Below are 4168 nucleotides of genomic sequence, written 5' to 3' on the forward strand. Positions count from 1 at the left end.
ATTAATGAGGGACTTGTCAGACAGTCCCTATTATATTTATTATGTGGGAAATGTCCCTGCTACAGTAAGGAAATAAGAAGGGCACAGAGTCAAAATCTAAATTTAAAACTCTGTGCCCTTTCTATATATTATATTTAATAACTATTTCATTGAAAAGTTATTTTCTTGTTGGCTAGGAAATTAGCTCCTCCATAAATAAACAATCCCAGAAATTGAGCCAGATATTCATTCATGTCCAGTCCTTCTACCAATAAGATAAGAAATAAAAACTGTGCGGTGTAAGCCACGGCAAAAGCAGAACAAAAGAGCAGTATCTGTTTCCAGATACTATTCTTTTTATTTTCTACGGGGAATATCCAGTATTTGCACCAGAGAAAGTTATGGATTTGAGCTATCAGATACGCTGTTATATTAGCCACCATATAGTCGCCGTCAAATGACATTTCTTTCATCATTAACCATACAACCAACGCCATAATCAAAGCGTTCATTGTACCGATGACTATAAAACGGAATATGCGTACAGATTCTTTCACTCGCCCTCTTTCAAATCTACGATCAAATTCAGTTCATCAAGCTGGCTCTGGTCGATTGCAGAGGGTGCGTCCAACATCACATCACGTCCGGAATTATTTTTCGGGAACGCAATACAGTCGCGTATAGAATCCAATCCTGCAAACAAAGACACCCAACGGTCGAGTCCGTATGCCAAACCACCGTGAGGAGGCGCACCATACTTAAAGGCATTCATCAGGAAACCAAACTGTGCCTCTGCCTTCTCCGGAGTGAATCCAAGAATCTCGAACATCTTCGCCTGCAATTTCGCATCGTGGATACGGATAGATCCGCCGCCAACTTCCACACCGTTGATTACCATATCGTATGCATCTGCACGTACAGCTGCCGGATCAGTGTCCAACATCGGAATATCTTCCTCTTTCGGATGAGTAAACGGATGATGCATAGCCATCAGGCGTCCTTCCTCCTCGCTCCATTCGAACATCGGGAAGTCAATCACCCAAAGGCAAACAAACTTATTCTTATCACGCAATCCCAGTTGAGCACCCATTTCCAGACGAAGCTCGCAAAGTTGTTTACGTGTTTTCATTACATCGTCGCCAGACAGAATCAGAATCAAATCACCCGGTTTAGCTCCAAATGCATCTTTCATTTGCTGGAGCACCTCCTGCGTATAGAATTTATCTACACTCGATTTCACCGTTCCGTCGGCTTCCACACGAGCATAAACCATTCCTTTCGCACCAATCTGCGGTTTCTTTACAAATTCGGTCAATGCATCCAGCTGCTTACGGGTATAAGTCGCAGCACCTTCTGCACAGATACCGCCCACATAAGCCGCATTATCGAATACAGAGAATCCGTGACCTTTCATGATATCCATCAGTTCCACGAATTTCATGCCGAAACGCAAATCCGGTTTATCGCTACCATAATATTTCATGGCGTCCGCCCAAGACATACGTTGGAATGGTTCATTCAGTTCCACCCCACGAAGAGTCTTAAACAAATGTTTAGCCATTCCTTCGAAAGTAGAGATAATATCTTCTTGCTCAACGAAGCTCATTTCACAGTCGATCTGTGTAAATTCCGGCTGACGATCGGCACGCAAGTCCTCGTCGCGGAAACATTTCGCAATCTGGAAATAACGGTCGAAACCGGAAACCATCAACAACTGTTTCAAGGTCTGCGGAGACTGCGGAAGTGCGTAGAACTGTCCCGGATTCATACGTGACGGCACCACGAAGTCGCGTGCGCCTTCAGGAGTAGAACCGATCAAAACGGGCGTTTCCACTTCGATGAAACCCAGACTATCCAGATATTTGCGAACTTCAATTGTCATTTTATGACGCAGTTCCAAATTGGAACGTACAGCGTTACGGCGTAAATCCAGATAACGGTATTTCATGCGGATATCATCACCCCCATCCGTGTTATCTTCGATAGTGAACGGAGGAGTCATGGCAGTATTTAGTACGTTCAGTTCGGAAACAATGATTTCAATGTCTCCGGTAGGAATGTTTGCATTCTTGCTGAAACGTTCATTAACCGTTCCTGTCACTTGAATGACGAACTCACGTCCCAATTTATTAGCACGTTCACAGAGTTCAGCATTAATTTCTTCATTAAAAACCAATTGGGTAATTCCGTAACGGTCGCGAAGGTCAATGAAAGTCATCCCTCCCATCTTACGGCTGCGCTGTACCCATCCGGACAGCGTGACTTGCTTGTTTACATCAGAGATTCTAAGTTCTCCACATGTGTGCGTTCTAAACATATATTTTTTATTTAAACGATTATCACTCGCGTTTTTATTTTGATCGAACCAAAACTGCGCAAAAGTACGCAATAATTTGTAATTCGGTGTCAGTAATCCGTTATTTTATCAGACTTTCTTTGTCAGCTTTTTCAATATTTTCTTGTTTCTATCTGTTATATTGTCGACGATGGCTTCATTCATCAATTTGATGCCATTCATATATTCCTGCGCTCTTTGGAGCACATTGGCTGCGTCCTTTTCCGATGCTCGTGGCACTACCACGCGCAATCCTCTTTGAATCAGTTGAATATTTACATTGGCATCCGTTTCCATGGGGTCACCATCAAAATGCACGACGCCCGGAGTAGTCCGGCGGATGCACAACTGCTTGCAGCGGAAAGTCTTGATACGGCTATTCTGATCGATTGTTTTATTGAATAATTGAAAGGCCAATGAAGGAACGTCCAATACGGTGAACGGTTCGAGAATGGTCACATCCAGCAAACCATCTGTCAGAGTGGCTTGCGGTGCGATATAAGCATTGTTTCCATATTGCGACGCATTTCCGCAGGCAATCAGGAAGGCTTTATACTTGGAAACTCCGTTTTCCGTTTCCAGTTCGTACGTTTCCGGCTCATATTTAAGACTTTCCTGCAGGGTTTTCTCCAGATAAGTCAATAGCCCCCGTTTACCGGCATGCGCAAACTTCAGACTGACAAACGCGTCGAATCCCACTCCGCAAGTGCAGAAAAAATCCGTACCGTTAATCTTACCATAATCTATCACATCCATGCAACCTTCGTTCAGCACTTCCAATGCTCTCTTCGGTTCCATCGGTATATGCAGATGCCTCGCCAGTCCATTGCCCGATCCACAGGGAATAATTCCCAGCGCGGTATCAGTATGCACCAACGAACGAGCTATTTCATTGATTGTTCCATCCCCACCAATAGCCACTACTATATCTGTTTTCTCTTCGGCAGCTTTGGCAGCTATTTCTACTGCATGACCGGCTCTTTCCGTATACACTACTTCCCAAGAGTATCTCGCCTTGTCTATTTTTTCGTCCAGCAAGTTAAGAATCAATTCTTTACTTTGTGTTCCCGAAATAGGATTGACGACGAATTTTATTTTTTTCATTCTTTCGTTCATGCTATTCTTGTCGATTGTAGACGACAAAAGTAATATAAATATCTTAAATTTTAATCTATTAGAGGTTTCTAATCATACGAGAACAACTTTTTTCTCTTAAAAAGAACAGATAAAAGCAAATTTTGTTATCTTTGCCCCCTGTTTTTAAACACTTGTTAAGATAAAAGGATGTAAGATCGTCAGCGAACGATCTGAGTATGAGTATAAAAATTATAATTCATGGGATTATTACAAGAGAAGTTAGCTAAGTACGACCTGCCACAAAAGTTTATGGCACAGGGCGTTTACCCATATTTCCGTGAGATAGAAGGAAAGCAGGGTACAGAGGTAGAAATGGGCGGACACGAAGTGTTGATGTTCGGTTCCAATGCATACACTGGCCTTACGGGAGATGAAAGAGTGATTGAAGCTGGTATCAACGCCATGCATAAATATGGTTCCGGTTGCGCAGGCTCGCGCTTCTTGAATGGTACGCTTGACCTGCACGTTCAGTTGGAAAAAGAACTGGCTGCCTTTGTAGGCAAAGATGAAGCGCTCTGCTTCTCAACCGGTTTTACGGTGAATTCCGGAGTTATTCCTGCTTTGACAGACCGCAATGATTATATCATTTGCGATGACCGCGACCACGCATCTATCGTAGATGGCCGTCGTCTCTCCTTCTCTCAACAATTAAAATATAAGCATAACGATATGGCGGATCTGGAAAAGCAACTTCAAAAGTGCAATCCAGATTCAGTG

Annotated in this window: 4 protein-coding genes; 1 reads left to right on the top strand and 3 read right to left on the bottom strand. The window is 43.2% G+C overall.

Annotated features, from left to right (window positions below; all coding sequences use genetic code 11):
* Positions 1 to 146: 146 nt before the first annotated feature.
* The 3 genes from BXY_RS02425 to BXY_RS02435 form a co-directional block, all read right to left on the bottom strand.
* Entirely contained in the window at positions 147 to 536 is a 390-nt protein-coding gene (locus tag BXY_RS02425) for a GtrA family protein (RefSeq protein WP_004312886.1), read from the bottom strand.
* Complete coding sequence (gene aspS / locus BXY_RS02430; protein ID WP_134993568.1) at positions 533 to 2296, bottom strand: aspartate--tRNA ligase; 1764 nt, start codon at positions 2294 to 2296, stop codon at positions 533 to 535. Before aspS ends, BXY_RS02425 begins: the two co-directional genes overlap by 4 nt.
* Positions 2297 to 2404: 108 nt before the next feature.
* Complete coding sequence (locus tag BXY_RS02435) at positions 2405 to 3430, bottom strand: diacylglycerol/lipid kinase family protein (RefSeq protein WP_004312888.1); 1026 nt, start codon at positions 3428 to 3430, stop codon at positions 2405 to 2407.
* Positions 3431 to 3649: 219 nt separating this feature from the next.
* On the opposite strand from BXY_RS02435, the gene BXY_RS02440 reads away from it, so the two are divergent.
* On the top strand, positions 3650 to 4168 hold a 519-nt coding region (locus BXY_RS02440), incomplete at its 3' end, for an aminotransferase class I/II-fold pyridoxal phosphate-dependent enzyme (protein WP_208946725.1).

The sequence above is a fragment of the Bacteroides xylanisolvens XB1A genome, from assembly GCF_000210075.1.
In the GTDB taxonomy this organism is placed as follows: domain Bacteria; phylum Bacteroidota; class Bacteroidia; order Bacteroidales; family Bacteroidaceae; genus Bacteroides; species Bacteroides xylanisolvens.